Genomic DNA, 2,869 nt, shown 5'->3' with positions numbered 1-2,869 from the left:
CTGAAAGTCATCATCAGCTACGCTTGGCTCGACTCAGGGCGCGGTAACAAAGACCTTGAGAGAGCGATCAAACAATTCAAAGAATTTTTTGCTGATGCACATACTCAAGCAGTATCGCCCAAAGAGCAGTACCTCTTCTTATACGCGACCCGAGATGATGAAAAAGCTTTTCCTAAATGGCACGCTCTTCGTCCGGATGACAACAACGAAGGGGTATTGATCTGTTAGCTTTCTACGCGCCCACAGGCAACGTAGTGAAGCAATGTTTCCACACGCTCCTTCATATCACTAAAGCTACAACGAAGCGTCAATTCGTCCCCAGCGAAAATGGCGTGAAGTGCGTGCCGCGGTCGAAGTAGTCCTCGTTCTCGGCGCGCTTGAGCGCGGCGACGATGCGGTAGGTCAGCGGCGTGGCGAGGATTTCCCAGAGCACCTTGAGTGTGTAGTTGGAAACCATCACGGTCAGCACGAGCTTGGTTTCCCAGACGCCGAGAAACGCTGCCGGATAGAACACCAGCGAATCAACGCCTTCGCCGAACACGGTCGAACCGACGATGCGCGACCACAGTGCATTGCCGTTTGTCCACAATTTCATTTTTGCCAATGTATAGGAATTGACGAATTCGCCGCAGAAGAACGCCGTGATCGAGGCGAACACGATGCGCGGCGTCTGGCCGAAGATCGACTCGTACGCATCCTGGCCGTGCCAGCCCGCCGCAGGTGGCAGCTTGACCACGACGGTGGCCATGATCGAGGCGAACACCAGCGCGGTGAGGCCCGACCAGATCACGCGGCGCGCCCGCGCGTAGCCGTAGACCTCGGTGAGGATGTCGCCGAACACGTAGGAAATCGGGAAAAACAATACGCCGGCGCCGAACGTGAAATCGCCAATCAGCGGCAGATTCACCGTGGCGACTTTCGCCGGCCCGATCAGGTTCGAGCACAGCAGCACGCAGACGAACGCGCCGAGGATGAAGTCGTAATAGCGGTAGGTGCGCGGCGCGGCTGCGGAATTAGTCATGGGCTCGTTGGCTTGCAAAGAGGTGCATGGAGTGTATCGGCTTTCGCTTCGATACCGCGAGGGCGCAGTGCTGACGGCTGAGGGCTGAAAATCCGAAAACGCATCAGCACACCGGCGCCGAAAGCGCCCGCTTCGCGCGCGCTACCCCTCTCCCCAACCCCTCTCCCGCAAGGGGAGAGGGGCTCAAAGGCAGTGCGTAGGTTGGGGTGAGCCGCAGGCAAACCCCAACAGAATGCCGGCTGCGTGCGAGGCCGCTTCAGTGGGTGCGAGGTTCGCATGTTGGGGTTCGCGTTCCGCTCATCCCAACCTACGGCACGCGAGTCAATGCGCAACGAACAGCGGCACGTCGCTGTGCTGGAACAGATAGCGCGTCGAGCCGCCGAGTACGAGTTCGGCGATGCGCGAGTGACCCCAGGCGCCCATCACGATCAGGTCGGCCGCCATGGTGTGCGCGTTGCTCAGGATATTGGCGCCGTATTCGCTGGTCGGCGTGAACGGGCGGAACTCGGCGGCGACACCGTGGCGCGCGAAATACACCGCGAGGTCGAGTTGCGGCAGATGGCGCGCACCGACCAGGCTTTGCTGTTCGGCGCCGTCGAGCACGAGGATCTGCTTCGCCAGACGCAGCACGGGTAACGCGCCGCTGATCGCGCGCGCGGCCTCGCGGCTGTGATTCCAGGCGATGATGACGCGCTCGCCCACGCTTGTCGGTTTGGCCGTCTCTGGCACGACGACGACCGGAATGCCCGCGCCGAACACGGTGCGCGAGACAGTACCCCAGCCGATCGGCGCATCCGCGGTCAATTGCGGCCGCTCGGCGACGATCAGATCGCACCAGCGCGCCGCATGACAGATCGCTTCCACTGGTTCGCCCTGCGCAACCAGCCATTCGCCGGCGACGCCGTTCGCGGCGAGGCGTTTCTCCCAGACGTCGCGCTGCGCAAGCGCGGTCTCGTAGAGATCGTCCGCCTCCTGCACCTGGAACACCACGGTTTCGAGCGTGCTGTAGGCAACCGAGCCGAGCGCGGCGACATAGAGTCCGAGCAGATGCGCCTGCAATCGCTGGGCGAGGGTCAAGGCCACGGTCGCGGCCAGCGATTCGCCCTCGTAACGGCGCACGTGAACCAGAATATCGAAATTAGCCATGCTCGCCCCTCCGCCTTGCGCGGCGGTGACCGTAGCTTACGCCCTGCACGCGATCCTGGGCACGGGCGATGACCTTCCGCACATGCCACATCGTCTGGATGGCGCTATGCTTTGATCGCCGATTAGGCTTGCTTGGACGGAGTCGACAATGCTCAAGTTCCTGATTCTGTTTCCGTTGGCAGTGGTGGGTTGCGCCGTCGGCGCCGCGCTCTTGCTGCCCTTGCTCGCGCTAGCGCCACTGCTGCTGCTCGTCGCGCTCGCGATTGCGCTGCCGCTGCTGATTCTGCGCGTGCTGCTTGGCCTGGTCTTCGGCATCGGCGGCCTGATCATCGGTGCGCTCGGCATCGGTTTGGCGATCGCCGGCGCGATGCTGGTGCTGGCGCTGGGCGTGGTTACCGCGCATCTGCTGCTGCCTTTGCTGGTGATCCTCGGCCTGGTCTGGCTGATCCGCCGCGCCGCGAGGCCGGCGCCATTGCAGCTGGAGCACCGCCCAAGCTGAGCGAAGCGTGAATCGGAACCCATAGGCGAATCGCGGCTGAACGCGAATCCGCTTTGGTACGCTACATTTACAATTCCTTCACGCGGCGCCGGTAAGATCAATCTCGGATCAACCCAGAGAAGGAGTGCATCATGATGCGTCTACGTATTCTCGCACCTGTTGTTCTGGCTGCCGCAGTAACGGCCAGCCTGTGGTCAGGCCAC

At 62.0% G+C, this 2,869-nt stretch carries 4 protein-coding genes; 2 read left to right on the top strand and 2 right to left on the bottom strand.

Annotated elements, in window-relative coordinates:
- The coding region (locus tag VIE67_RS14325; RefSeq protein ID WP_332027129.1) for a hypothetical protein at positions 1–228 on the top strand (228 nt) is incomplete at its 5' end.
- Between the two features lie 79 nt (positions 229–307).
- Here the strand turns inward: VIE67_RS14325 and VIE67_RS14320 are convergent.
- Entirely contained in the window at positions 308–1,021 is a 714-nt protein-coding gene (locus VIE67_RS14320; protein ID WP_332027128.1) for a queuosine precursor transporter, read from the bottom strand.
- A 321-nt stretch (positions 1,022–1,342) separates the two neighbouring features.
- Positions 1,343–2,167, bottom strand: coding sequence for a universal stress protein (locus VIE67_RS14315; RefSeq protein WP_332027127.1), 825 nt, complete (start codon positions 2,165–2,167; stop codon positions 1,343–1,345).
- 148 nt (positions 2,168–2,315) lie between these two features.
- Between VIE67_RS14315 and VIE67_RS14310 the strand changes: the two genes are divergently transcribed.
- The gene (locus VIE67_RS14310; RefSeq protein WP_332027126.1) at positions 2,316–2,666 is read left to right on the top strand and encodes a hypothetical protein; all 351 of its coding nucleotides are present in this window, start codon (positions 2,316–2,318) and stop codon (positions 2,664–2,666) included.
- Positions 2,667–2,869 lie beyond the last annotated feature (203 nt).

Origin of the sequence: Rudaea sp., from assembly GCF_036560865.1 — a bacterium.
Classification (GTDB): Bacteria; Pseudomonadota; Gammaproteobacteria; order Xanthomonadales; family Rhodanobacteraceae; genus Rudaea.
Note: the sequence above shows the minus strand (reverse complement) of the source record. Positions and strands in the feature narration are given on the sequence as shown.

Coding starts and splice junctions, on each gene's coding strand:
- VIE67_RS14320 (WP_332027128.1), bottom strand. CDS start 1,021: ATGACTAATTCCGCAGCCGCGCCGCGCACCTACCGCTATTACGACTTC.
- VIE67_RS14315 (WP_332027127.1), bottom strand. CDS start 2,167: ATGGCTAATTTCGATATTCTGGTTCACGTGCGCCGTTACGAGGGCGAA.
- VIE67_RS14310 (WP_332027126.1), top strand. CDS start 2,316: ATGCTCAAGTTCCTGATTCTGTTTCCGTTGGCAGTGGTGGGTTGCGCC.